Annotated in this window: 22 protein-coding genes; 12 read left to right on the top strand and 10 right to left on the bottom strand. The window is 39.1% G+C overall.

Features of this window, described 5'->3' with window-relative positions:
- Nucleotides 1-82: 82 nt before the first annotated feature.
- A complete protein-coding gene (gene pyrH, locus BKK50_RS10140; protein ID WP_077417715.1) occupies nt 83-796 on the bottom strand; it encodes a UMP kinase in 714 nt (237 codons plus the stop codon).
- A gap of 130 nt (nt 797-926) precedes the next feature.
- On the opposite strand from pyrH, the gene BKK50_RS10135 reads away from it, so the two are divergent.
- Entirely contained in the window at nt 927-2,483 is a 1,557-nt protein-coding gene (locus BKK50_RS10135; RefSeq protein ID WP_077417713.1) for a phosphoethanolamine transferase, read from the top strand.
- Between the two features lie 100 nt (nt 2,484-2,583).
- Here BKK50_RS10135 and tal read toward each other — a convergent pair whose 3' ends face one another.
- Nucleotides 2,584-3,537 (bottom strand): transaldolase, encoded by a 954-nt coding sequence (gene tal, locus BKK50_RS10130; protein ID WP_077417711.1) that lies wholly within the window; start codon nt 3,535-3,537, stop codon nt 2,584-2,586.
- Nucleotides 3,538-3,780: 243 nt separating this feature from the next.
- Between tal and BKK50_RS10125 the strand changes: the two genes are divergently transcribed.
- From BKK50_RS10125 to BKK50_RS12350, 8 genes are all read left to right on the top strand, one after another.
- Nucleotides 3,781-5,418 carry an ABC transporter substrate-binding protein gene (locus tag BKK50_RS10125; RefSeq protein ID WP_077417709.1) on the top strand — a complete coding sequence of 546 codons (1,638 nt, stop codon included), beginning with the start codon at nt 3,781-3,783 and terminating at the stop codon, nt 5,416-5,418.
- Between the two features lie 118 nt (nt 5,419-5,536).
- Nucleotides 5,537-6,457, top strand: a complete 921-nt coding sequence (gene oppB, locus BKK50_RS10120) for an oligopeptide ABC transporter permease OppB (protein ID WP_077417707.1) — start codon at nt 5,537-5,539, stop codon at nt 6,455-6,457.
- Between the two features lie 9 nt (nt 6,458-6,466).
- A complete protein-coding gene (oppC, locus tag BKK50_RS10115; protein WP_077417705.1) occupies nt 6,467-7,390 on the top strand; it encodes an oligopeptide ABC transporter permease OppC in 924 nt (307 codons plus the stop codon).
- A gap of 9 nt (nt 7,391-7,399) precedes the next feature.
- Nucleotides 7,400-8,401 (top strand): ABC transporter ATP-binding protein, encoded by a 1,002-nt coding sequence (oppD, locus tag BKK50_RS10110; RefSeq protein ID WP_077417703.1) that lies wholly within the window; start codon nt 7,400-7,402, stop codon nt 8,399-8,401.
- Nucleotides 8,398-9,387, top strand: coding sequence for a murein tripeptide/oligopeptide ABC transporter ATP binding protein OppF (gene oppF, locus BKK50_RS10105; RefSeq protein WP_077417701.1), 990 nt, complete (start codon nt 8,398-8,400; stop codon nt 9,385-9,387). Before oppD ends, oppF begins: the two co-directional genes overlap by 4 nt.
- A gap of 15 nt (nt 9,388-9,402) precedes the next feature.
- The gene (locus tag BKK50_RS10100; protein ID WP_077417699.1) at nt 9,403-10,725 is read left to right on the top strand and encodes an MATE family Na+-driven efflux transporter; all 1,323 of its coding nucleotides are present in this window, start codon (nt 9,403-9,405) and stop codon (nt 10,723-10,725) included.
- A gap of 940 nt (nt 10,726-11,665) precedes the next feature.
- A complete protein-coding gene (locus BKK50_RS10095) occupies nt 11,666-12,052 on the top strand; it encodes a PQQ-dependent sugar dehydrogenase (RefSeq protein WP_077417697.1) in 387 nt (128 codons plus the stop codon).
- Nucleotides 12,053-12,264: 212 nt separating this feature from the next.
- Entirely contained in the window at nt 12,265-12,393 is a 129-nt protein-coding gene (locus tag BKK50_RS12350; RefSeq protein ID WP_158074668.1) for a PQQ-dependent sugar dehydrogenase, read from the top strand.
- 48 nt (nt 12,394-12,441) lie between these two features.
- Here BKK50_RS12350 and BKK50_RS13075 read toward each other — a convergent pair whose 3' ends face one another.
- Nucleotides 12,442-12,576 (bottom strand): hypothetical protein, encoded by a 135-nt coding sequence (locus tag BKK50_RS13075; RefSeq protein WP_279625579.1) that lies wholly within the window; start codon nt 12,574-12,576, stop codon nt 12,442-12,444.
- Nucleotides 12,577-12,720: 144 nt separating this feature from the next.
- Nucleotides 12,721-14,196 carry a ribonuclease G gene (gene rng / locus BKK50_RS10090; protein WP_077417695.1) on the bottom strand — a complete coding sequence of 492 codons (1,476 nt, stop codon included), beginning with the start codon at nt 14,194-14,196 and terminating at the stop codon, nt 12,721-12,723.
- 166 nt (nt 14,197-14,362) lie between these two features.
- Between rng and cmoB the strand changes: the two genes are divergently transcribed.
- A complete protein-coding gene (cmoB, locus tag BKK50_RS10085) occupies nt 14,363-15,328 on the top strand; it encodes a tRNA 5-methoxyuridine(34)/uridine 5-oxyacetic acid(34) synthase CmoB (protein ID WP_077417693.1) in 966 nt (321 codons plus the stop codon).
- Nucleotides 15,329-15,551: 223 nt separating this feature from the next.
- On the opposite strand, the gene bexA is transcribed toward cmoB, so the two are convergent.
- The 6 genes from bexA to BKK50_RS10055 all read right to left on the bottom strand — a co-directional run bounded on the left by bexA (nt 15,552) and on the right by BKK50_RS10055 (nt 22,909).
- Nucleotides 15,552-16,205: a capsule polysaccharide exporter ATP-binding protein BexA gene (bexA, locus tag BKK50_RS10080; RefSeq protein ID WP_077417691.1), complete on the bottom strand. Its 654-nt coding sequence runs from the start codon at nt 16,203-16,205 to the stop codon at nt 15,552-15,554.
- Nucleotides 16,202-16,999, bottom strand: a complete 798-nt coding sequence (locus tag BKK50_RS10075; protein WP_077417689.1) for an ABC transporter permease — start codon at nt 16,997-16,999, stop codon at nt 16,202-16,204. Before BKK50_RS10075 ends, bexA begins: the two co-directional genes overlap by 4 nt.
- The gene (locus BKK50_RS10070) at nt 16,999-18,129 is read right to left on the bottom strand and encodes a capsule biosynthesis protein (protein WP_077417687.1); all 1,131 of its coding nucleotides are present in this window, start codon (nt 18,127-18,129) and stop codon (nt 16,999-17,001) included. Before BKK50_RS10070 ends, BKK50_RS10075 begins: the two co-directional genes overlap by 1 nt.
- Nucleotides 18,130-18,145: 16 nt before the next feature.
- Nucleotides 18,146-19,336 carry a polysaccharide biosynthesis/export family protein gene (locus tag BKK50_RS10065; protein ID WP_077417685.1) on the bottom strand — a complete coding sequence of 397 codons (1,191 nt, stop codon included), beginning with the start codon at nt 19,334-19,336 and terminating at the stop codon, nt 18,146-18,148.
- A 278-nt stretch (nt 19,337-19,614) separates the two neighbouring features.
- The gene (locus BKK50_RS10060; RefSeq protein WP_077417683.1) at nt 19,615-21,849 is read right to left on the bottom strand and encodes a S8 family peptidase; all 2,235 of its coding nucleotides are present in this window, start codon (nt 21,847-21,849) and stop codon (nt 19,615-19,617) included.
- Nucleotides 21,842-22,909: an ATP-binding protein gene (locus BKK50_RS10055; protein WP_077417681.1), complete on the bottom strand. Its 1,068-nt coding sequence runs from the start codon at nt 22,907-22,909 to the stop codon at nt 21,842-21,844. The genes BKK50_RS10060 and BKK50_RS10055 overlap by 8 nt, the downstream gene beginning before the upstream one ends.
- A 190-nt stretch (nt 22,910-23,099) precedes the next feature.
- Between BKK50_RS10055 and BKK50_RS12500 the strand changes: the two genes are divergently transcribed.
- Complete coding sequence (locus BKK50_RS12500) at nt 23,100-23,249, top strand: hypothetical protein (protein WP_158074667.1); 150 nt, start codon at nt 23,100-23,102, stop codon at nt 23,247-23,249.
- A gap of 90 nt (nt 23,250-23,339) precedes the next feature.
- Nucleotides 23,340-24,338 carry a bifunctional cytidylyltransferase/SDR family oxidoreductase gene (locus BKK50_RS10050; RefSeq protein WP_279625578.1) on the top strand — a complete coding sequence of 333 codons (999 nt, stop codon included), beginning with the start codon at nt 23,340-23,342 and terminating at the stop codon, nt 24,336-24,338.

Here is a 24,338-nt window from a genome sequence, read left to right as displayed (position 1 = left end):
AAAACAACGTTGTGCAACTGCTGTATAATACCGAAAAAAATGGTAGAAATCATTTCTACCGTTTTTTTGTATGACAATTTGATTAGCTAATCGTTGTTCCTTCTTCAGTGCCCAACACCACATTGCGTAATGCACCGGGTTTTACCATATTAAACACCCGAATCGGCATACCGTGATCCCGTGCCAGCGTAAATGCCGCTAAATCCATCACTTGTAATTCTTTATCGATCACTTCTGCGTAGCTAAGATTTTGATATAACTTCGCTTGCGGGTTTTTCGCCGGATCGCAATCATATACCCCATCAACTTTCGTTGCCTTTAAGACCACATCCGCCTCAATTTCAATGCCTCGTAAACAAGCCGCTGAATCCGTTGTAAAAAATGGGCTACCTGTACCGGCAGAGAAAATCACCACACGTTTTTCACGCAACATTTTGATCGCCTCAGACCAATTGTAGGTATCACAAATCCCGTTTAATTGGAAAGCGGACATCAATTTTGCATTCACATCCGCACGATGTAACGCATCACGCATGGCTAAGCCATTCATCACGGTGGCAAGCATCCCCATATGATCGCCCACCACACGGTTCATTCCGGCTTTCGCCAGTTTTGCACCACGAAATAGGTTGCCACCGCCAAGCACCACACCAACTTCTACGCCCATTTCCACTAATTCTTTGATCTCTAATGCCATACGATCAAGAATCGAGGGATCAATACCAAATCCTTCATCCCCCTGTAATGCTTCACCGCTTAACTTCAATAAAATACGTTTATAAATTGGTTGGCTCATTGTCTTTTCCTTTTTGGCTTAAAAAATTGGCTTATTTTATAGAATAACGAAACAAGAGTGAAGAAGTTAAAGATGGAAATTCTGATTGAAAAATGGATAATAAGCGACATTTCATTTTGAGCAGAAAACTATGACAATACCAAAAACATACCGTATTTTAACCGCACTTTTTGTCTTTGCTTGCGCCAATCTCACAGGTCATTTTGTGTTGATCGGTTCTGGCATGTTCCCAGAACCCGGCATGGCGCTTATCTTGCTCACCGGGGCGATCATTTTGCTATTAAGCAGTAGCAAAAAGGCATTTTATTTTATTCTATTACCGCTCGCTTTCGCCCATGCTATTTATACTCCAACAGGGCTTAATTTTGGGGCACCGAGTTATCAATATATCGCCTCCGTTTTCTCTACGGATCTATTAGAAACCAAAGAATTTTTATTACAAATTCCGTTCAGTAGCTATGTGATCGCCTTTTTAATCCCGATTTTATTGCTTGTGCAATATAAAAGTGCGGTCAAATTCGGGGTTAAATTTTATCGAAACAAAGCCTTTATTACGCTGAGTGCTTTGCTCTTTGCCTATCACCTGCCCATTGCCGAACCAATGAAAGAAACCGTCAGTTCGACCGTCAAAATCTATGATGAAATGAACAAATTAAAACAAATGGCGCAATCAGACAACTGGGGAAAATCCACATTAGAAAATTCCCGTTACGATGATTATGTCATCATCCTTGGTGAAAGCGCACGCAAAGATTATCACCATGCCTACGGCTACCCCATTCACAATACGCCTTTTATGTCAAATGCCAAAGGCACGCTCATTGATGGTTTTCGTTCTGCCGGCACCAATACGGTAGCCTCTTTACGTTTAATGCTCACCTTGCCAAATAAAGAAAAATGGGAGCCCAATTACTCATTAAGTTTAGTGGATTTGGTGAAATCCGCCGGCATTAAAACCTATTGGTTATCAAATCAAGGGTTATTAGGGGAATTCGATACGCCGGTATCCTCGCTTGCCTCAAAATCCGATGAAACCCTTTTCCTCAAAAAGGGGGGCAGCTTCAACTCCACCAACTACAGTGATTTTGATTTATTACCCCAATTATCCCAAGTGTTAGCCTCGCCAATTCAGGGAAAACGTTTCATTGTGTTGCATATTTACGGTGCTCACCCGCTCGCCTGTGATCGGGTGGAAGATTACCCGAAAATTTTTAAAGAGGAAGACATTGATCCTCGCTATGCCTACTTAAACTGCTATATTTCTTCCATAAAAAAAACCGATGATTTGCTAAAACAGATTTATGAGCAACTTCAAGAAAACGAGCAAAAAACGCACCGCACTTTTTCCATGCTCTATTTTGCCGATCACGGCTTATGCCATCAACAAGATGAAAAACACCAGGTGCTATTTAATCAAAACTGTTTTAGCCAAGCACACCACGATGTGCCTCTTTTTAAAATTTCCTCTGATGATACTGAACGCAAAGAATACAAGGTGTTTAAATCCGGATTGAATTTTTTAGAAGGTATTGCAAATTGGATGGGAATTAAAAACCCACAACTTCACGAAGAAAACTTATTTTCCAACGAAGCGGATCAAGAAGATTTTGGGTTACAAAAACGCATTAACGAAAAATATCGTCAAGAAAGGGATCCCGCCGTCGATATTCGCTCTAAACCTGAATGAGCCGCCAATCTAAGCGAAGCCTCTCAATATTTCTCACAAAAAACATAAAAAAATCCCTTTAATGCCAACGCATTAAAGGGAACAAATAGAGAAAGAAAAATTATAATTTCGCTGCAAGCATCGCTTCTAATTTTTCTTGGTCGATAGCGAACTTACGAATGCCCTCAGCCAATTTTTCAACCGCCATCGCATCGCTATTATGTTGCCAGTAGAATTCCGCTTCAGTCAGTGGTTGCGGTTTGGCCTTCACTTCACCTTTATATTCAAGTTTACGCACAAGTGCGGTTGAATTTTCTTGTAATTCTTTAAGAAGCGGTGGCGCAATGGTTAAGCGATCACAACCCGCTAACTCGGTAATTTCCCCCACATTACGGAAACTTGCCCCCATCACCACCGTATTGTAGCCATATTCTTTATAGTAGTTGTAAATTTTGGTAACGGAAATCACACCCGGATCTTCCGCCGGTGCATAGTCTTTTTTATCACTATTGGCTTTGTACCAGTCTAGGATACGACCAACGAAAGGTGAAATTAAATAGACCCCCGCTTCGGCACAGGCACGGGCTTGCGCTTCTGAGAATAATAAAGTGAGATTACAGTTAATGCCTTCTTTTTCAAGAATTTCTGCTGCACGAATACCCTGCCATGTTGAGGCAATTTTAATCAAAATTCGATCATTTGAAATGCCAGCTGCATTGTAAAGGGCAATAAGTTTACGGGCTTTTTCAACAGTTGCTTGCGTATTGTAAGAAAGACGGGCGTCCACTTCGGTAGAAATGCGTCCCGGAACGATTTTTAAAATTTCTAAACCAATGTTTACTGCTAATTTATCTTCTGCATCAATCAGTTGTTGTGCTTTATCACTGCTTTGCGCTTTGGCATAACTGATGGCTTCATCAATGAGTGGGGCATATTGCGGTAATGCTGATGCACTTAAAATTAAAGAGGGGTTCGTTGTCGCATCTTGCGGTTGGTATTTTTTGATAGCGTCAATATCGCCGGTATCTGCCACAACCACAGTCATACTACGAAGTGAATCTAATTGAGTTGTCATTGTTTTCTCCTTGTTTTGATTGATGGGCGTTACGATAGCATAAATTGAATTTAAAGTGATAGTAAGAAATCGCAATAGATTGAATAGTTTTTACAGAAAAAAGAAGGATTCTTTATTTTTTATCAAAACTGTGATCGATGTCACTTTTGTTAGGGAATAAAGCCTTTACAAATTTGAGGATTTGAGATAAATCATTGGACTTAATCATGATGATTTTAACAATCGTTTAAAAAAGGAGTGTCTATGCAACCTAATCTCTTCCGTCAGTTTTTCTTTTTCAGCCTCACTTTAGCGCTGTCCGGCAGCCTTTATGCTGCTCAAGTGCCCACCGGTACAGAACTTGCACCGGTGCAAAATATTGTGATTAATAACGGTGCAGAACCACAAAGTTTCGATCCCCATAAAACCGAAGGGGTGCCGGAGTCGCAAGTGGCTTATCAATTATTTGAGGGCTTAGTCAGCACCAATTCAAAGGGTGAATTGATACCGGGTGTGGCAGAACGTTGGGAAAGTTCGCCTGATTATAAAACCTGGACATTCCACCTTCGCAAAGACGCCAAATGGTCAAACGGTGATCCTATTACAGCACAGGATTTTGTCTATTCTTGGCAACGTTTAGTAAACCCTAACACCGCCTCCCCTTACGCCAGTTTCTTAGATTACATGCAAGTGGTAAATGCGCAGGATATTATTGACGGCAAGAAAAAACCGGAAGAATTAGGCGTGGAGGCCAAAGACGGTTACACTTTTGTGGTTTACTCCGCCAACCCTGTGCCTTATGCTGTTGGGCTGACGACCCACCAATCTTTGCTCCCCGTTCCACAAAAGATCATTGAAAAATTCGGTGATGCTTGGGTGAAAAAAGAAAATATCGTAGGTAATGGCGCGTATAAATTAAAAGATCACGTTATCAATGAAAAAATTGAATTTGAACGCAATCCACTGTATTGGAATGATGAAGAAACCGTCATCAATACCGCCACTTTCCTAGCCATTGAAAATGCCAGTACGGATGTTTCCCGTTATCGTGCCGGAGATTTGGATATCACCAACTACTCACTCCCACCGGAACAATTCGCTAAGTTGAAAAAAGAATTGCCGGATCAGGTGTTTACCGCTCGTACTTTGGCGACCTATATGTATGAGATCAACAATAGCAAGCCGCCATTCAATGACAAACGTGTACGCCAAGCCTTAAACTATGCCTTAGATCGTACGGTGATTACCGATAAAGTGATGGCACAAGGGCAAACCCCGACTTATGTGTTCACCCCAACTTATATTTCAGAAGGTGAGCGGATTAGCCAACCTACCTATTCCCAAGAACCCATGGTAAAACGTAATGAGCAAGCCATTAAGCTCTTAGAAGAAGCAGGGTTTAGCAAAGCCAACCCATTAAAATTCACCATTCTTTACAACACCAACGAAAACCATAAAAAAGTGGCAATTGCCGCTGCCTCTATGTGGAAAGCCAATACCAAAGGCTTAATTGAGGTGAAATTAGAAAACCAAGAATGGAAAACCTATATTGATAGCCGTCGTGCCGGTCGTTATGATGTGGCGCGTGCCGGTTGGAGTGCGGATTACAACCAAGCCACTACTTTCGGAAACTATTTCTTATCCACCTCTAGCAACAACACGGCAAAATATGCCAGTGCAGAATATGATAAGGCAATGGCGGATTCCTACTTTGCCACCGATGAGGCAGGTCGTGCGGAAGCCTATGCCAAAGCGGAAGCAATTTTAGCGCAAGATTTTGCCCTTGTACCGGTTTTCAATTATGTAAACCCACGCTTAGTGAAACCTTATGTGGGCGGTTATACGGCACAAGATCCGCAAGACCATATTTTCTTGCGTGATCTCTATATCATTAAGCATTAATAAAAAGTGCGGTTAGAAAAACATTCGTTTTTTTGACCGCACTTTTATTTTTATCAAATCCTTGCCTCACAAAGCAAAAAAGAAAATATCGCCGTGATATTTTAGGGTTGGAGTAACCATGTTCAAATTTATCCTTAAACGGGTGCTGGAAGCCATTCCCACGTTGTTTATTTTAATTACCTTTTCGTTTTTTCTGATGCGCTTAGCACCGGGCAGCCCTTTCACCTCAGAACGGGCTTATCCACCTGAAGTGATGGCGAATATCGAAGCGAAATACCACCTCAATGAACCCTTACACAAACAATATCTATTGTATTTAGAAAATCTTTCCAAAGGGGATTTTGGCCCTTCCTTTAAATACAAAGATCAATCGGTAAATGATTTAATCGGCGCCGCTTTTCCTGTTTCGCTCAAATTAGGCTGCATTGCTTTTTTGTTTGCCCTCACCCTCGGCATTTCTGCCGGTACTCTTGCCGCATTAAAACAAAATAGCCGATGGGATTATATTTTAATGAGTATGTCGATGACAGGGGTAATCATGCCAAGCTTTGTCTTTGCGCCACTTCTTGTTTTATTTTTTGCTATTTGGTTAGGGTGGTTACCTGCCGGGGGATGGAATGAGGGAGCATTACCTTATTTAATTTTACCGGTCGCTTCACTCACTATTGGCTATGTGGCAGGTATTGCTCGGATTATGCGAGGCTCAATGATTGAAGTGCTCCATTCCAATTTTATTCGCACCGCCAAAGCCAAAGGGCTTTCCACCCGTCGAATTATTTTAAAACACGCCCTTCGCCCGGCACTTTTGCCTGTTATCACTTATCTTGGCCCTGCCTTCGTAGGCATTATCACCGGTTCCATGGTCATTGAAAGTGTATTCGGCTTACCCGGTATGGGGAAATTATTTGTCAATGGGGCACTAAACCGTGATTACTCTTTAGTATTAAGTTTAACCATTCTGGTGGGCACGCTCACCATTTTATTTAATATGATTGTAGATATTTTATATGCGGTCATTGACCCGAAAATTCGTTATTAGGAGTGTGCAATGACCCAACCGATTAATCAAAAAAATACTGAATTTGTGGAACAACTCGCCGAACGAATGGAGGAAATGCAACTTGAAGGGCGCAGCCTCTGGCAAGATGCAAAACGGCGTTTCTTCCGCAACAAAGCGGCTGTCGTCAGTTTAGTTTTATTACTGATGATTGTGCTATTTATTACCTTTGCTCCCTTCTTCTTTCCCTTTACTTATGAAGATACGGATTGGAATATGATGGGCGTTGCCCCAACTTCCGAGGGATTGCATTTCTTCGGCACAGATTCCTCAGGACGTGATTTGCTTGTTCGGGTAGCGATTGGCGGGCGAATTTCCCTGATGGTTGGCATTGCCGGTGCCTTAATTTCAGTGATGATTGGCACCATTTATGGGGCGATTTCCGGCTATTTCGGCGGTAAAGTGGATATGGTGATGATGCGTTTCTTAGAAATTCTCAGCTCCTTTCCTTTTATGTTTTTTGTCATTTTGCTGGTTACCCTTTTCGGACAAAACATTTTCCTGATTTTTGTGGCAATCGGTGCCATTGCCTGGTTAGGCTTAGCACGGATTGTGCGGGGTCAAACCCTCAGCCTCAAAAACAAAGAATTTGTGGAAGCCGCTATTGTCTGCGGTGTGCCACGCCGTCAAATCATCCTCAAACACATCATTCCCAATGTATTGGGCTTAGTGGCCGTTTATGCCTCCCTAGAAGTGCCGGGATTGATTTTATTTGAATCCTTTTTAAGTTTTTTAGGACTGGGCACACAAGAACCCATGAGTAGCTGGGGCGCACTACTCAGCGATGGTGCTGCCCAAATGGAAGTCGCACCTTGGCTTTTAATTTTTCCGGCTTTCTTCCTTTGTTTAACCCTATTTTGTTTTAACTTTATCGGCGATGGCTTGCGTGATGCCCTCGACCCAAAAGATCGCTAGGAGCGGTTTATGGAAAAACAACAACAAAATCAACCGCACTTATTAGACGTGCAAAACCTCTATGTCAATTTCCACACGCCCGATGGTATTGTGACTGCCGTCAATGATCTGAATTTTACCTTAGATGCAGGGCAAACCCTCGGCATTGTGGGTGAATCCGGTTCCGGTAAATCCCAAACTGCTTTTGCGTTAATGGGCTTACTTGCACCGAATGGCAAGGTTTCCGGCTCTGCCCTATTTAACGGCACGCAATTAGTCAATTTACCCACCGCACAACTGAACAACATCCGTGCAGAACAAATCGCGATGATTTTCCAAGACCCGATGACCTCATTAAATCCCTATATGAAAATTGGTGAGCAATTAATGGAAGTATTGATGTTGCACAAAGGTTATGACAAAAAAACGGCATTTGATGAATCGGTGAAAATGTTAGATGCGGTAAAAATGCCCGAAGCCAAAAAACGCATGGGAATGTACCCCCATGAATTTTCAGGTGGGATGCGCCAACGAGTGATGATTGCTATGGCATTGCTTTGTCGCCCGAAATTACTCATTGCCGATGAACCCACTACTGCCCTGGATGTCACCGTTCAGGCGCAAATTATGACTTTACTGAACGAACTCAAACAGGAATTTAATACCGCAATTATTATGATCACCCACGATCTTGGGGTGGTTGCAGGCATTTGCGATCAGGTTCTGGTGATGTATGCTGGCCGCACTATGGAATATGGCACAGCAGAACAAATTTTCTATCACCCCACCCATCCTTACTCCCTCGGATTAATGGAGGCAATTCCTCGTCTTGACGGCAAACATGACAGCCTCGTCACCATACCGGGAAATCCGCCCAACCTGCTCCATTTACCGGCAGGCTGTCCGTTTTCCCCCCGTTGCCGTTATGCCGCTGAACAATGTAAAACTGCGCCAAAATTGACCGCACTTTCCGAAGGGCATTTGCGAAATTGCTGGCTTCCTGCCACACAGTTTGAGGGACGAACCCTATGATGAACGCGAAAAATTTATTATTAGAGGTAAAAAATCTGGGCGTATCTTTCAAAATCAAAAATGATAAAGCCCTGTTTTTTGCCAAACCGCAAACCTTAAAAGCGGTGAACAACGTGTCTTTTCAACTTTATGCCGGCGAAACCCTAGGCGTGGTGGGCGAATCAGGCTGTGGGAAATCCACCCTTGCCCGTGCCATTATTGGTTTAGTGGAAGCCAATGAAGGGGAAATTATTTGGTTAGGTAAAGATTTACGAAACCAATCACCAAAACAATGGCGTGATACGCGTAAAGACATTCAAATGATTTTCCAAGATCCTCTCGCCTCGCTCAACCCCCGAATGAATATCGGCGAAATTATTGCTGAACCGCTTAAAATTTATCAACCTCACTTGAACGCAGAACAGGTGAAAGAAAAAGTGCAGGCAATGATGTTAAAAGTCGGCTTATTGCCCAATTTGATCAATCGCTATCCCCATGAGTTCTCCGGAGGACAATGCCAACGTATCGGTATTGCCCGTGCATTAATTATTGAGCCTAAAATGATTATTTGTGATGAACCGGTTTCCGCATTGGATGTGTCCATTCAAGCCCAAGTGGTAAATTTATTGAAATCTTTACAAGCAGAAATGGGCCTATCACTCATTTTTATTGCCCATGATCTTGCGGTGGTAAAACATATTTCCGACCGAGTGTTGGTGATGTATTTAGGCAACGCCATGGAGTTAGGCAGCGATGATGAGGTGTATCATCACACCAAGCACCCTTACACCAAAGCCCTGATGTCTGCCGTGCCCATTCCTGATCCTAAATTGGAACGAAATAAAAACATCCAGCTCTTAGAGGGGGATCTCCCTTCCCCGATAAACCCGCCGTCCGGCTGTGTTTTCCGCACAAGATGCCCTCTTGCCGATGAGAGCTGTGGTATACAAAAAACCACATTTAACGCAGATAACGGCAGTCATTTTGTGGCTTGTTTGAAAGTGTAGGATCATATTAATAATATGAAAATTATAAAAAATTTTGATATTAAATTGTGGTTGGCATTTCTACTCATCATGTCGATTCCAACGGTTATTAATATACTTCGATTACATTTTATAGGGACAATGCCAAATGATTGGGGGTTTAATATTGCTAGCCAAATTCAATGGTTGAATATTATTTATGAAATCATTAAAGAGATGCTGTTAGTACCGTTATTTTTTATGCTAGCACAGGCATTGAAAGAAAACAGAACTGCATTAATTAATAATGCGCTTAGCGGTCTATTATTGGTAACCGTTATACATTCGGTCGTTTCAGTGGGGATCTTCTTCTTGGCTGAAACATTAGTTACAGGACTAAACCAACATTCAGCATTGATTCAAGATACTGCTCATTATATTAAATTGGAGTCTGTTGCGATAATGTTATCTGTAGTAACAGAGTATCTTATTGTTTATTTAGCAGTGACTGATGATTATAAAAATCTAATTAAGTTCTCATTATTAAAAATTAGCTTATTGATTATATCAGATATTTTCTTGATTTCGGATTGGCGTATTTCGTTGAATTTAGGTGTAAATGGCATTGCTATATCTAATATTTTAATCAATGGTATATTGACAGGATTTATTTTATCTAATAATACAATTCGTCAATTTATTAGAGGATTCCATTTTTATTTTGATAAAAAATGGTTTAAACAATGGTTTCATTTAGGTATGTTTTCGGGATTTGAATCATTGATTAGAAATACTGTTTTTGTGCTAATGATCTTAGGAATGGTTAATCAGATCGGTAAACAAGGGGTGTATTGGATTGCTAACAGTATTATTTGGGGGATTTTGCTTGTACCATCACTCGCTTTGGCGGAAGTTGTTAAACGAGATGTAGCAATGAATAAGTCTGCGATCATAAGTAATACAGCATGTTATATGAGGTTAACGATAATATTTGTCATTTTATGGTTGTTTTCTATCCCCACATGGGAATGGTTTTTAAGTCATATTTTAATTATAACGGATATGAATACCGTAACTGAGATTATGAAATTACAGACCGTATTTTATATTGTTTTTATGTTCAATAATGGTATTTTAGATTCAACAATCAAAGCTTTGGGAATGACGAAATATATGCTATATCAGTCAATTTTTATTGATATTTTTTATTATAGTAGTGTATTTTTGATATATAAAATAGGCTTTCTTGAAATGTCTCTAACTAACATCTCATTAATTTTTGGTTTTGGTATGCTTATGGATATTTTTCCAACCATATACCTGTATTTAAAAGCATTACGTAAGGAAAATATTTCATTATCAAAAATTAAATGGATCTAACGGTTTCATAGAGAATTAAATATGGTTTCGCCCAAATTACCCGAGAAAACAGCGTTTCGCATTATGTCTTAGTTTCATCACTTGGCACGAATGCAAAACTTAAAGCCTACTCACCTGCTCGAAAGAGAAGTTAGCTGATTCATATAAAAATTAGCATTCCCCCATTGTGTGACTCTCCGCTCAATAATGCTGGAATACCCAACATCGCTCACCCAATGGAAAAATCGATTAGGTGATTATCCAAAATGTGGAAAACTACGCCTGTTTCTACTTTAGCCCAAATTATGTGTACCATTACGTAACATACTGAAAAATTTGATATTTGGGAAAGCGGAGAGATGTGGAAGTATGCACGTAAATAAAATAATATGAGTGTGATTTTTACAATAAGTTTATCTTGCTATTTATTATCATTTGATCTGCCAAACCGGATTTTCCGCAATCACGCCTTCCAACCATTTTTGAAACACTTTAACCGTTTGGGAATATAACAGGAATAAGGGTAAACAAAGCTCATCGGCATAGCCCCAGGTAAATTTTGCACCTCCTCTCCCTGTTCACACCGCTGCATTTGCTACATTTTTAGCGATGGAAGCACCTAATGGGAGCTATAATGTTGCAGGCCTTGATCCCCGTTTGGACGGCAAAAAATTACGTCAGCAATTTCCACAATGGTCGTCTGAGTTTCGCTTGAGCGAATAATAAAATTCGGCGATAGAATTTATTTTTTTTATCCCTATATTTGGGTTTAATAACTGTGTTAGTACTCGTCAATTTTTTACAGTATATAAAGAAATCTTTATGAAAAAGACCGCACTTTTCTTAGCCTTAGGGCTCGCCGGCTTCTATTTTTGCCAAAGGCTGCGACACATTTAATACCCAACAATCAGAGCCGTTCAGCGGCAAAGTTTTGGTAGAGGGGCTATAAAGCCCGTGGGATATGGCGATTGACCGTAACAGACTGCTTTGGATTACGGAAGTGGGTGGCAATATTTTGTTGGTGGATGCGGAAATGGGCAAGCACCAAGTGATTCATCATTTTGAGGATGTGGTGAACGGCGGTCACCAACGAGACTTATTGGGGTTAACTCTTGATCCGAATTTCTTATCAGGCAAGGGCGACAACGTACTTTATGTTGCCTATGCATATAAAGGGGAAGATGAGCAAGAGCATACTAAAATCGTTAAACTCACTTTAGATAAAACCGCCTGTAAAGTGGAGAAAACGGAGATTGTACTCGATAATTTGACCTCTTTTACCGACCATCAAGGCGGTCGCTTACGTTTAGGGGCGGACGACAAACTTTACTATACCATCGACAATTGAGGGGCGAAGCAATATTACCGCACTTGCTATGCAGATCATGCACAGTGCTTACCGACCCAACAAGAAGTGAATAACAACGATTTTGCTGCTTATGAAGGCAAAACCTTGCGTTTCAACATTGACGGGTCGATTCCTGAAGATAATCCTGTCATTAAGGGCGTGAAAATCCACGTTATACCTATGGATACCGCAATCCGTAAGTCATTGTGTTTGTGGGAAATAAATTGTTCCAAGAAGAACAAGGGTTGGCTTCTGATGATAAAGTGAATTTATTGGAAGCAGTGGCAAACTACGGTTGGTCGCTTGTGGCAAGTTATCCTAATAATCAAAATTATGTTTAAGTGTATTATTTTTAGGTGGTTTAATCTTGTTTTAGGTGCATTTAAAACTTATCGCTGTATCGTTCTAATCGAGCATTGATATTTATTAGCAAGCTGTTTATAAGTTTGTTTTCCCTCTGAATAATCTTGCCAAATTTTTATTGGCTCTAATTTTTCTTTAAAAAATATAGTTTTTTTACTCATATTTCAAGAAAGTGGGTTAAGGCCTTTTACTATAAGGACTTAACCCAATTCTGATCAACCATTTTGTTTATTACACCAGATTTAATCTGAGTTTCTACAACTAATCATTGTTGACCGCACTTTTTTTATTTAACTTTTGCTTTACTACATCACCACAACATCAAACTGTTCTTGGTGATAAAAGGGTTCGGTTTTCACTTGGACACGTTTACCGATAAACATTTCCACTTCTGGGAGAAGTCCGTGGGATTCTTCGTTAATTAAATATTCTGCCACTGCCGGTGAGGCATATACTACAAACTGTTCACTACTGAATAAATGATATACGCGAATCACTTCACGCATAATTTCATAACATACGGTTTCTACTGTTTTGACTTGACCACGACCACGACATACGGGACATTCATCACACAGAATATGTTCAAGGCTTTCACGGGTTCGTTTGCGTGTCATTTCTACTAAGCCGAGTTGGGTGAAACCATTGACATTAGTTTTGACCCTATCTTTGGAAAGAGCATCTTGTAGAGATTCCAACACCCTGTTGCGGTGATCTTCCAAATGCATATCAATAAAATCAATAATAATGATCCCACCAAGGTTGCGTAACTGAAGTTGTTGGGCGATGGCTTTTGTCGCCTCAATGTTGGTGTTGAAAATTGTTTCTTCTAGATCACGGCGTCCTACGAATGCGCCGGTATTGATGTCAATAGTTGTCATGGCCTCCGTTTGTTCAATAATCAAATAACCACCAGATTTTAAATTTACACGTTTATCCAAGGCCTGTTGAATGCTATTTTCTACACCATACACATCAAAGAGCGGTTGATTTCCGGAATAAAGTACCAGTTTGTCACTTAATTCCGGCATAAATTCATCGGTAAATTCTTTCACTTCATTAAAACAAAGTTTGGAATCAATACGAATTTTTTCCAATCTCGTCCCAATAAAATCACGCAAGATACGTTGTGGTAAAGCCGGTTCGCCATAGATTTTTGAGCGAGTGGGGTATTTCGTTTTTCGCTCTAATACTTTGCGCCATAAACGTTTAAGAAATTCCGCATCTTGTCGGAGTTCTTCTTCCATCGCTCCTTCTGTTGCCGTGCGAATAATAAACCCGCCTAAATCATCACAAAACGGCTCTACCAACGCTTTAAGGCGTGCCCGTTCTTCTTCACTTTCAATACGTTGCGATACTCCAACGTGGCTGTTTTCCGGCATAAACACAAGATAGCGGGACGGCAACGTAATATCGGTGGTTAAACGGGCGCCTTTTGTGCCGAGGGGATCTTTCACGACTTGCACAACAATATCCTGCCCTTCTCGAACCAACTCGGAAATACTTTTTACTTTAAATTGTTTCTGCTCGTTTTCATCCACACACTCGGTATGGGATACAATATCCGAGGCGTGTAAAAATGCCGCCTTTTCCAGGCCGATATCCACAAAAGCAGACTGCATACCGGGCAATACGCGCATCACTCTTCCTTTATAAATATTTCCTACAATGCCACGCTTCGCTTGGCGTTCTACATGGACTTCTTTTAATCCGCCCATTTCCATCAATGCAATACGCGTTTCATTGGGCGTGACATTCATTAATAGTTCTACCGCATCCATTCTACTGTCTCTGAATCTTGTTTTAAGAAGTTGCATAATAGGGTAAAATGCGCCATTTCTCAAATTTTCAATATACTTTAGGGTTATTTTGAGCGTTATCCAGAGCAAAACACATTATTCACTATAACCTCAATCAAGCTGAAAAAGCCTTATCTAAGGAAGCAAAATGATCGATTTTCGCCCTTTTTATCAACAAATTGCCACAAGTCCCCTCTCTGATTGGCTTGAAACGCTTCCCCTGCAATTAAAAGAATGGGAAAAGCAGGCCCATGGCGATTATGGAAAATGGTCAAAAATTGTGGATTTTTTACCTGATTTACAGGCAGAGATCATTGATTTAAAAAACGCTGTGAAATCTGACCGCACTTTTCCGCTCTCAGAAGGCGAAAAACAGCGTATTATCCACCATTTAAAACAACTTATGCCATGGCGAAAAGGACCCTATCATCTGTTTGGAATCCATATTGATTGCGAGTGGCGTTCCGATTTTAAATGGCAGCGTGTATTGCCTCATCTCGCTCCCTTGAAAGATCGCACAATTTTAGATGTAGGGTGCGGCAGTGGTTATCATATGTGGCGAATGTTGGGGGAAGGCGCCCAAATGGTGGTGGGGATTGATCCTACCGAACTTTTCCTTTGCCAATTTGAGGCAGTTCGTAAACTTCTCAACAATGATCGCCGTGTCAATCTTATTCCACTGGGAATCGAGCAAATGCAGCCGCTTGCGGCTTTCGACACTGTGTTTTCAATGGGCGTGTTATACCACCGAAAATCTCCCCTCGATCATCTCACTCAACTCAAAAGTCAATTGAAAAAGGGTGGAGAATTAGTGTTGGAAACCCTTGTGGTAGAGGGCGATGCCCATACCGTTCTCGTCCCCACAGATCGCTACGCAAAAATGAAAAACGTCTATTTCATCCCTTCTGTTGAGGCATTGATTAGCTGGTTGGAAAAGGTCGGTTTCAATAATGTTCGCTGTGTCGATATCGCCCCAACTACGTTAGAAGAACAACGTAAAACAGATTGGTTGGAAAATGAAAGTTTGATTGATTTTTTAGATCCCAATGATCACAGCAGAACTATTGAAGGCTACCAAGCCCCTACAAGAGCTGTGATTTTGGCGAATAAATAACCGAAAAGTGCGGTCAATAAAAACAATGATTTTATTCACTATTATGTAGCGAATGCACAACTTTTATTCTTAACCCCATACGAGCCGTATGGGGTTAATTTATCTGGCTGCTTTGTGGCTCTACAGTTCTAACAAGGATAGGCTTAATCAACCGCATGGCTCGTACAAGGTGAAAATTTATTTGTGCGACGCTATATAGTACTGATTTTATTGAGCGCACTTCTTACTTCTGGGTCTCATTATAATATTGGTAGGCCTTATCCATATCTTCAAAATGATGCATTATGCCATTTTCGAGGACAACTGCATTATTACAATAGGATTTTATTGCTGATGGGGAGTGTGAAACGAGAATAATAGAACGATCTTTACGCTTTTCAAACAACTCATACTTACATTTTTCGGCGAAACGGGAATCTCCAACAGCGATCACCTCATCAATTAAATAGCAATCAAATTCAACTGAAAGAGACAGCGCAAACGCCAAACGAGCTTTCATTCCTGAGGAGTATTTTTTCACGGGCTCATATAAATAATCCCCCAATTCAGAAAATTCTTTCGTGAATTTTGTTACATAATCAGGATCAACATCATACAATCGGCAAATAAAGCGCAAATTATCCATTCCCGTTAGGCTACCTTGAAATGCCCCACTAAAAGCCAAAGGCCAAGAAATCGACATTTCCCGTTCGATGATTCCGGTTGTGGGTGGTTCAATGCCACTCATTAAGCGAATAAGCGTAGATTTGCCAGCGCCATTTCGCCCTAAAATTCCGATTTTTTCGCCTTTTTGTAAGTCAAAATTGATATCTTTTAGCACGGTTTTCCAGCCACTCTTGGTGTGATATTTTTTGCTCACATTTTTGACTCGAATCATTGTGGCTCTACTCCTTTGCTAAAATTTCTCACCATTGCCAAGCCAATCAAAAGCAAGATTAAATCGCTGACAATTAAAAAACCTATACTTTCGTAGGTGATTACAGTTTCGCCAAAATAACCGTGTCGGAACATTTCTGTACCGTGAATCATTGGTAACCAAAGTGCCATATTTTGTACCTGTGTCGGCAAATTATATACAAAGAAGAAGGCACCGGAAAGGGGCAACAACACGAAACTCAACGTGCCCCAAATTTTTCCAAAGAAGTCTATTTGTTGAGCAATAGCACAGATGATTAACCCCAATCCGAAGGCAAAAACCGCCATTAAAAACCACGCAATCAGCATATAAAGCACGTCTTGCGGAAATGGAATCCAATCAATTGCCACCAACACAGCCATAAACAGAATTTGCGCAATAGAAGCACCTGCAACTTCTAATAAGACACGAGTAAAGATAGTATCTAATACTCGCACATTACGATGGTAAAGCAAGCTCAAGTTCGCCGAAATTGAACCAATGGCACGGTTAGAGGCATTTCGCCACATCATCGCCATAGGATAACCTGTCATCAAAAAAGCGATAATATTTAGCGTAGAGACCTTATCAGCACGTAAAAATTTCCACATCATCACTATAAAAAAAGTGAGCAATAGTGGCTCAACAAACAGCCATAAAAAGCCAAGATTCTTTCGCCCATAACGCGTGATGATTTCACGCATCAGCAATGCATTGATCACACGCCCTTGAATAGCTAATGACTGTTTAAAAGAAGTCTGGTCACCATACTGCATTAGTTTTTATGCTCTCTTATGCTGGCAATTAATAAACTCAACACACCATACAAAATAAAACCGATAATGAAAGTGGCAATAATATTGTAAATACGGTTTGGCTCCAACGCCCAGTCCGGTTTGCTTGGTTGGCTAATTACTTCCAAATAAAGCTGTTGACGGTCTGCCTCACCACGCGTGTTTTGCAAAGAGGTCATTGCGGCTGTCAATTGTTGTTGTGCTAACTCATTAGCAAGCACTAAGCGCTGATAATCTGCTGTTTGAGTAGCGGCAGAATTGCCTGTGCCTGAAAGCTGACGAGATTGTTCATCAATTTCTTTCTTCAAACTTTTTTGGCGCATTTGTAAAGCCGGCACTTGTGGGTTATCCGGTGTAATGGAAATCAACTGCGCAAGCTGTGTTTCCACACGAATCAGCTCACTTTTAAGACTTGAAATCAACGTGAGTTGCACACCCGATTGCGCAGGCAAATCAAAAATTTTGTTTTTGATCCGATATTGACTTAAGGCTTGGGCGGTTTCATTGACATTTTTTTCAGCCTCTATCACCGCTTGTTCGGCAAACTCGACCGTATCTTTTCTCGCACGTTCGTTTAAACGGTTGATTAATGCCTCCCCCTCTTTCAACAAACGATCATTTATTTGGAAACCTTCATCCGCGTTAAACGCTCTTACACGTAAGGTCGCAATGCCCGAAACAGAATCTACATCCACCCCTAATCGATCCTTAAAATAACGATAAAACGCCTCTTGTGTATCATTAAAACCAAAGCCATTAAAGCGACTTAAAATATCGCCCTTTTCTGAATAAAATTCACGTACCGGCAACGCTTTCTCCAACTCATCTAATGCCGTGCGAGAACGCATATACTCCTGCACGGAATAAGTGTCATCTTGAGAACGGGAAAACCCCGCCCCCTGCAACAATGCCCCCACGCCGGAAAGTGAAGATTGATTGCGTGGCGAACGTACCACAAAGCTGGATTCAGATACATAAATATCTGAGGCAAACAAGCCAAAATAGACCGATGAAAGTGCGGTCGGAATTAACACTGTAATCCAAAATAGCGGATTCAATTTTTTCCACAAGGCGTTTTTCTTTTTCTGTTTTACCGAGGTTTCGGTTGTCATAGGCTTTACTCTTAAATTAGAAATTTCTGATTGAATTGGTCGTACTCGTTACCGGTGATGTAATCGAAAAAATCATACTTAAGAATTTTTGGAATTCTGCAAGTGGAGCATTCGATACATACACAATATCCTTATTTTGAACAGGGAAACGTTGAAGTAAAAACATTGATTGAGGCTCAAGCAAATTTACCCGATACACCGTTGGTATATCCGTTCCTACGCTGTAACCTTTCGCCGCCCATTCTTGTTGAGCTTGATAATCTAACTGCGTAAATGGTACATAACGGAATACAAATATACCGCGAGGATCAGAACGAGTATCAATCAACCCACCCATTTTGCCAATGGCTTCCGCAAGCGTAATCCCGCTGCTTGAAAAACGCATTTGCTGATTATTACCCAACGCCCCCAAACCGGTGAATTTATATGGCGTATTTAAAAGTGAAACGACATCGCCCGAACGCAACATAATATTTTGAGCAGGATCCGCAATTAAGGTTTCAAACGCTAACGTTTTCACCTGATTACCACGTGTTAACTGAACCGTTACATCTTCAATATTTTCCGTAGTTCCTCCCACAGCAGCAACTGCATCTAACACACGTTCACTGTTTGCGGTCAGCGGCATACGCACCGTGCTACCTTGACGAATTACCGTAACATCGCTTGAAAAATTATTCGCTATTTTCACCACTGCTTGCGGTTGGTTCGCCTTACGGTTTAACGCAGCAACAATTTGAGATTGAATCGTTTCCGGGGTTTTACCTACTACACGCAAATTTCCCACAAAAGGCACCGTAACCGTCCCATTCTGATTCACCATCTGCGAAGGCAACTGCGTAACGTGTCCACTGCCTTGTCCCTCGCTACTGAAGGTTGTCCCAAACAACACCGCAGGTGGTGCTTCCCAAATAGAAATCTCCAGAACATCCCCTACATTTACTGTACCGGAATAACCCGCCTCAACGCCCATACCGGCAAAGCCTGAAAATTTCTGACTTTGTTGCATAAAATACATTTTCTGCACCAACGCATCGTTCAGCTCAACCACATTCACCTGACCTGCCAATTTAGAGGCATCACTATTTTGATTCACCTTCAAAACGGCTGAATGGCTAGGACCAGAGGTAGGCAACGATGAACAGGCTGAAAGCACTAGGGCAAGCATCACACTCATCGCAATCTGTTTTACTTGATAATTTTTCATCAAAAGCTCTCATTAATTTAAAAGGTGAACAAATGGTTAAATTTGCCCAATTTTTTGCAAAAAAACCACCCACTACCGTAAAAAATAACAGGCAAAGTATAACACTTAGTTTGGGTGAGAAAAATAGTATAAAAAGTATATAAGGTATAAACAAAGATAAAAACACTCTATTCAATTATGAGGACTTTCAGTTCCTAAACTAAGAGTTCATTTTCAAAATACCAGCTATGCACTTGCATCATTACAGAAAAAATTAGAAGAGTTAAAAACACATTTCCCTATTCAAACTCAATATTTTCCTCTAGTTTTTGGTGAATATTTATTCTATTTGTAATGTCAATAGTATTTACTAACCAACCATTTAAAGTACAATTTCTAATAAATTCATCTATCCTATTTATATTATTTATTTCTTTTAGCGTTACTACCACCCCAAATCGAATACCGTTTCCATCTTTAGGGTCTAATCTATTATTTGTTTTTATTTCCATTCCCCAATTTTTATTATTATAGGACTTTTTAGGTGTAAGCCTTTTGGTTGATTTCTCTACAATATATTTTACATTATCCCACTTTCTAAATTGCTTCCTTGCCTCATCCTCTAGAAGATAATGTGATTCTTCATCTAAGGATTTATCTTTATTTTGAGGATCCCCTTTGATATCTTTGATTTTGTTATCGTTTCCTATTCTGCCAAAATGTAAATTAAGTTCTGTGTTTGTGTAATCCACTCCTTGTGTCCTATCACATAATGGGAAATAACACATAGTTGCTCTAGCAATATATGGATATTTATTATCTTTAATAGGAACAGGAAAATGGTAATTATAGGTATTCCATTTTTCGCTAATATCTGATACAACAAATTTTATTTCATCATCTTTTGTTTGAATAATATCGTTAATATGAATAGGAACAATTCCATGACCATACAATGCTATTTCTTCTGGTGTTGGCGTTTCATTCCATCCTCTTGCGGCATCAATAAGCATTGCTTTAGCAACTTCTCTATTTAGCCCTAAAATATTAATTAAATAAGCTAACTTACGAGCAATCCACGGAGCAGCATAAGATGTACCTGCAACATATGCCTCAGATAATGGCTCACAAACTCTAATATACTGTTCTTCACTGCCACCGTAATAACTTACATCAGGTTTAGCAAAAAAAGATAAAACCAATCCCTTACGAGAATACTTTGTAGAGCGCCCCATTTTTGTTACTGAATTAACAACTACACTATTAATTGAATCAGCGGGTGAACCTATTTTAACAATATCTTCACTTGGTTTATTTGTACCTGCCACAACAAAAATTACATCATGCTCAAATTGTATTTGATCTAAAATTGCTGCCTCAGCGGAAATAAAATTATCATTAATTTCCTGATTACTACCAAGTGAAATATTCCATACTTTTATATCTGAATTTTCTAACACAATAGTTTTTATTTGTTTAATAATTGAAAAAGACGAAAATCTAGAACCGACAGCAACCCCAAAATGACGAACTTTAAATCGCCCACAACCATCTTCTAACCAAGGATTCAATCTTGGTCCATCAACAATAATTGAAGATACTGCAGTTCCATGACGATAATCCTCTTGATTTCTTGGAATCTCCCTAGCAATCATTTCATGGTAATCAACCCATTTATTGAAGTATACATTCTCATCAAATAAAGTATCTATAACCCCTATTGTCGGTTCAATTGATGGTAAAGGTATATTCATCATATTATTTTGATATTCACTGATAAAATCCTCTGGAGCTAAATTAGCCAAATCAACTGTAGCCATAGAAACAAGATAAGGTGCTTTTTCAGAAAGTAACTTAACTTGATTTTCATCTAAGTAAACAGTCTGATTATCTAAAATTCGAGATCGCACAAGACTTATCCCTAATTCTTCAAGTAATATTCTTGCATCCTTTTTTACATCATAAAGAGTGATTATACTTTGTTTAAGGATTACTGTAGGCAGTAATACCTCAAATGAATCAATATATGAAACATCTGCTATGACTTGTTTAAACATTGACATGCTTATAGAGCCATCACGAAACAAATCTGGTTTAAGAATATTTCCATCTTCTATAATATGTTTATTTATCTCACCATTAAACTCTTTTTCTAAAATTCTAGCTGAATCATAAATATATCTTATACTATTAATCAAGTCCTGTTGGTTAATATAGTATGTTATAATATGCTTATTTTTATTCTCGTTAAACTTTGCCCCAACAATTGATTTATTTGATGCAGTACCTTTAAATATCCCTCCTATACGATTACTCTTAGCTACAATTTTATTATATTTAACACTAATAAGAATCCCTTCAAAAGGTTGTTTCTCATTATCCCAAAATTCTTTAATTTTTCTTAGTTGAGAATGTAAAATCAATAAATATTCTGTAGTTACTTCTATTCGGCTATTCATCTTAGCCCCTCCACCAAAACCAGGCTTAGACGCTTGAATAAAACGTTTTCCTTTTAATTCTAAAACATTATTCATTATGACTTTCCTCTTTAACTAATTTTCTTGCCACATTACTTTTTGATTCACCTTTCAGTTTTTCTATTTCTCTTACTGTAAAACCATCACTATAAAGCTGGGTTATATCTTTTTGTTCTAAATTTCCTATAAAATTATTATATAATCTCTTTAAATAATCATATTCAGAACCGGAATCACTAAATGCTAGGGAGGTTTTTATAACATTTTTTAATTCACCAGGATAGGGTAGCCTATCAGCCATATTCAATATTTTTCTGAATAATCTAGTATCTTTTATCACGCCTTTGAAATTCCTAATAAATGTAGAAAAATAATATTCAGCAACTTCTATTAAATCTGATTTACTATATCGATTAAAGTTAATAATCGCATCAAACCGTCTTGCTAACGCTTTATCAAAGTTTGAATATAAGTTTGTTGTTGCGATAATCACTATGTCTTTATTAAGTTCAGTTAATCTATCCAATTCTCTTAAAATTGTAGATGTAACTCTCCCCATTTCTCTTACATCATTAGAATTAACTCTATCTAACGCAATAACATCAATCTCGTCAAATAAAATAACCACTTTATTTGAGTTTTGGAGCAAATTAATCTCTCTAAAAACATTTGTAATGTTCTTGTTGGTTTGCCCTAGCTTACTATCAATTAGATTCTCAAAATTCACAATAAAAAGAGTTCTATTTAGTAGCCTTGCAACATGCTTAGCAGCTTCGGTTTTTCCACTTCCGGGTAAGCCCTCAAATAAGAATTTATTAATGCCTATATTGTGATTGATTGCATTTATAACGCCCTTCACATCCTCTGATATCTCTAATGATAAATTTAGAGAATCCAAGGATTTTGTTTCTACTTGTTTCAAGAATTCACTTTCAAAATCAGTACCCTGTGGAGCATATAAGTTTGATTCGGATATTAAAGCCATAATATATTCCGTCAATTGATGATCGCCAACACTATCAAAGTATCTTGCTACCACAAGTGCTTCATTCCTGAAAGCATTCTCATTTCTCTCAAAATGATATTTTATTAGATTCACCACATTTTGCTTTTTCATATCAGCATACTCCTATCTCTATTTAGTATTTCCATTATACCTCAAAATGGGACAAGAAAACACATTTATGGGACTAAGTAAATAAACAATGTATCTCAGAATTTAAAAGATGATTTTCATACAGTAAAAAAATATAGAAGAAGCTAATATTGATTTAAAGACTAAATTACCTCGTAAAAAACGACCTAAAATGTCTGATTTTGAAACTAAAATAGTGACAGTGACAGTGACAGTGACAGTGACAGTGACAGTGACAGTGACAAAAAATATCAAAATAGCGTTACAAATTGAAATAAATTGTTTACAATCTGTGAAATTCAATATCAGTTCGCCTGTTTAGGGCTACAAGCAAATCATACTTTTCTAGTTTTATTTTACCAAGGTATGAGCATAAAAATTCACCAATAATTTTTTTGAAAAACATACTATTATGAGTCAATATAAAAACATCGGAATCATTCTCGCTGGCGGGATAGGTGCTCGTATGGGATTAGGTTATCCCAAACAATTTTCCAAAATTGCGGGTAAAACAGCATTAGAACATACCGTTGCAATTTTTCAAAATCATAAAGAGATTGATGAAATTGTCATTGTTTCTGAACGTTCCGTCTATCATCGTATTGAAGAGCTAGTATCTAAAGCAGGTTTTACAAAAGTTAATCGAATTCTTTTTGGTGGAAAGGAACGTTCTGACTCCACACTTTCAGCGATTACAGCATTAAAAGGAGAATCAGAAAATACCAAATTAATTATTCACGATGCGGTTCGCCCGCTATTGGCTGCAGATGTTATCTCTGAATGTATTGAAAAATTAAATACATATAATGCTATAGATGTTGCTATTCCTGCCGTAGATACTATCGTTCACGTAAACAATGAAACCCAAGAAATTATTGAAATTCCAAAACGTGCTGAATACTATCAAGGACAAACCCCGCAAGCATTTAAATTAGGAACGTTAAAAAAAGCGTATGATATTTATACGCAAGGCGGAATTGAGGGGACTTGCGATTGCTCTATCGTGCTAAAAACTTTACCAGATGAAAAAATAGGTATCGTGGCAGGTTCTGAAACCAATATCAAATTAACACGCCCTGTTGATCTCTTTATTGCAGATAAACTGTTCCAAAGCCGTAGTAACTTCTCATTACGTAATATCATCACATCAATGGAACGCTTATATGATATGAAAAATGACGTATTGGTTGTTATTGGTGGTAGCTATGGTATTGGGGCTGATATTATTAAAATTGCTCAAAAACTTGGGATAAAAACATATAGCTTAAGCCGCTCAAGTGGTGTTAATGTCGTTGATATCAGATCTATCGAAAAAGCATTGGCTGAGATCTATGCAAAGGAACATAGGATCGACTATGTCGTTAATAGTGCAGCTATTTTAAACCATAAAACATGGGGCTGTACTAGATAA

The organism is Rodentibacter rarus, assembly GCF_001998965.1.
Taxonomy (GTDB): Bacteria; Pseudomonadota; Gammaproteobacteria; order Enterobacterales; family Pasteurellaceae; genus Rodentibacter; species Rodentibacter rarus.
This window is presented reverse-complemented; position numbering and strand designations above follow the sequence as displayed.

What these genes read in the sequence shown, in the direction of transcription:
- BKK50_RS10100 (WP_077417699.1), top strand. Translation starts at nt 9,403, where the DNA reads ATGAAAATTATAAAAAATTTTGATATTAAATTGTGGTTGGCATTTCTA.
- BKK50_RS10070 (WP_077417687.1), bottom strand. Translation starts at nt 18,129, where the DNA reads ATGACAACCGAAACCTCGGTAAAACAGAAAAAGAAAAACGCCTTGTGG.
- BKK50_RS10075 (WP_077417689.1), bottom strand. Translation starts at nt 16,999, where the DNA reads ATGCAGTATGGTGACCAGACTTCTTTTAAACAGTCATTAGCTATTCAA.
- rng (WP_077417695.1), bottom strand. Translation starts at nt 14,196, where the DNA reads ATGGATGCGGTAGAACTATTAATGAATGTCACGCCCAATGAAACGCGT.
- tal (WP_077417711.1), bottom strand. Translation starts at nt 3,537, where the DNA reads ATGACAACTCAATTAGATTCACTTCGTAGTATGACTGTGGTTGTGGCA.
- pyrH (WP_077417715.1), bottom strand. Translation starts at nt 796, where the DNA reads ATGAGCCAACCAATTTATAAACGTATTTTATTGAAGTTAAGCGGTGAA.
- BKK50_RS10095 (WP_077417697.1), top strand. Translation starts at nt 11,666, where the DNA reads ATGGCGATTGACCGTAACAGACTGCTTTGGATTACGGAAGTGGGTGGC.
- bexA (WP_077417691.1), bottom strand. Translation starts at nt 16,205, where the DNA reads ATGATTCGAGTCAAAAATGTGAGCAAAAAATATCACACCAAGAGTGGC.
- cmoB (WP_077417693.1), top strand. Translation starts at nt 14,363, where the DNA reads ATGATCGATTTTCGCCCTTTTTATCAACAAATTGCCACAAGTCCCCTC.
- BKK50_RS13075 (WP_279625579.1), bottom strand. Translation starts at nt 12,576, where the DNA reads ATGAGTAAAAAAACTATATTTTTTAAAGAAAAATTAGAGCCAATAAAA.
- oppC (WP_077417705.1), top strand. Translation starts at nt 6,467, where the DNA reads ATGACCCAACCGATTAATCAAAAAAATACTGAATTTGTGGAACAACTC.
- BKK50_RS10065 (WP_077417685.1), bottom strand. Translation starts at nt 19,336, where the DNA reads ATGAAAAATTATCAAGTAAAACAGATTGCGATGAGTGTGATGCTTGCC.
- BKK50_RS10055 (WP_077417681.1), bottom strand. Translation starts at nt 22,909, where the DNA reads ATGAAAAAGCAAAATGTGGTGAATCTAATAAAATATCATTTTGAGAGA.
- BKK50_RS10135 (WP_077417713.1), top strand. Translation starts at nt 927, where the DNA reads ATGACAATACCAAAAACATACCGTATTTTAACCGCACTTTTTGTCTTT.
- BKK50_RS10050 (WP_279625578.1), top strand. Translation starts at nt 23,340, where the DNA reads ATGAGTCAATATAAAAACATCGGAATCATTCTCGCTGGCGGGATAGGT.
- BKK50_RS10125 (WP_077417709.1), top strand. Translation starts at nt 3,781, where the DNA reads ATGCAACCTAATCTCTTCCGTCAGTTTTTCTTTTTCAGCCTCACTTTA.
- BKK50_RS12500 (WP_158074667.1), top strand. Translation starts at nt 23,100, where the DNA reads ATGTCTGATTTTGAAACTAAAATAGTGACAGTGACAGTGACAGTGACA.
- oppB (WP_077417707.1), top strand. Translation starts at nt 5,537, where the DNA reads ATGTTCAAATTTATCCTTAAACGGGTGCTGGAAGCCATTCCCACGTTG.
- oppD (WP_077417703.1), top strand. Translation starts at nt 7,400, where the DNA reads ATGGAAAAACAACAACAAAATCAACCGCACTTATTAGACGTGCAAAAC.
- oppF (WP_077417701.1), top strand. Translation starts at nt 8,398, where the DNA reads ATGATGAACGCGAAAAATTTATTATTAGAGGTAAAAAATCTGGGCGTA.
- BKK50_RS10060 (WP_077417683.1), bottom strand. Translation starts at nt 21,849, where the DNA reads ATGAATAATGTTTTAGAATTAAAAGGAAAACGTTTTATTCAAGCGTCT.